Annotated in this window: 1 protein-coding gene and 1 pseudogene; both read left to right on the forward strand. The window is 64.4% G+C overall.

The window, feature by feature from the left end:
• Window positions 1–321: pseudogene (gene proA, locus EN991_RS37165) on the forward strand (gamma-glutamyl-phosphate reductase); the annotation flags it as partial.
• A 163-nt stretch (window positions 322–484) separates the two neighbouring features.
• A complete protein-coding gene (locus tag EN991_RS37170) occupies window positions 485–1,072 on the forward strand; it encodes a nicotinate-nucleotide adenylyltransferase (RefSeq protein ID WP_013529070.1) in 588 nt (195 codons plus the stop codon).
• Window positions 1,073–1,138: the final 66 nt, after the last annotated feature.

Genomic DNA, 1,138 nt, shown 5'->3' on the forward strand with positions numbered 1-1,138 from the left:
GAATATCTCGATGCCATCATCGCGGTAAAACTGGTCGACGGTATCGGTGGTGCGATCGAGCATATCGAGACGTTTTCCTCGCATCACACCGAGGCGATCGTCGCCGAGGATGCGCAAGCCGTCGAGCGGTTTTTCAACGAGATCGATTCGGCGATCCTGCTGCACAACGCATCGACGCAGTTCGCCGACGGCGGCGAGTTCGGCATGGGAGCCGAGATCGGCATCGCCACCGGCAAGATGCATGCGCGCGGACCGGTGGGCGTCGAACAGCTGACGTCGTTCAAATACCGTGTGCGCGGGTCGGGACAGGTGAGACCTTGAGCGCTGGTCTTACCCTTCCCCTTGTGGGGAGGGTGGCGAGCATAGCGAGCCGGGTGGGGGGACGACGCTGAATTCCGCGATACCCCCACCCCGCTCCGCTTCGCGGATCGACCCTCCCCACAAGGGGGCGGGTAAGGAGGCTATCCCCTCCCACTATTTCAAAATGCCGCACGCCGAGAAAGGCCTCGCCGTCGGCCTGTTCGGCGGCTCGTTCAATCCGCCGCATGCCGGCCATGCGCTGGTCGCCGAGATCGCGCTCAGACGCCTGGCGCTCGACCAGTTGTGGTGGATGGTGACGCCGGGCAATCCGCTGAAGAACACCAGGGAGTTGGCGCCGCTGGGCGAACGGCTGCAGCTGTCGGAACAGATCGCCAAGAACCCGAAGATCAAGGTCACCGCTTTCGAAGCCGCCCATCACGTCCGCTACACCGCCGATACGCTGGCGCTGGTCAAGGCGCGCAATCCCGGTGTCGATTTCGTCTGGATCATGGGTGCCGACAGTCTGCGCGATTTCCATCGGTGGCAGCGCTGGCGCGAGATCGTCATGACCTTCCCGATCGCCGTCATCGACCGCCCGGGCGCGACGCTGTCGTTCCTGTCCTCGGTCGTCGCCAAGACCTTCGACTATGCCCGCATCGACGAGGGCGATGCGCCGCGGCTTGCCCGCATGAAGGCGCCGGCCTGGACCTTCATTCACGGCCCGCGCTCGTCGCTGTCATCGAGCGCGATCCGCAAGCTGGCGAAGGGGTGAGCCCGGCCGCCCGGCCATGTCGCTTTTATCGCTTCCTTTGCCCGTTTCATGGGCAATCCTGAGCAG

Source organism: Mesorhizobium sp. M7A.F.Ca.US.005.03.2.1, from assembly GCF_003997795.1.
Lineage (GTDB): Bacteria > Pseudomonadota > Alphaproteobacteria > Rhizobiales > Rhizobiaceae > Mesorhizobium > Mesorhizobium ciceri.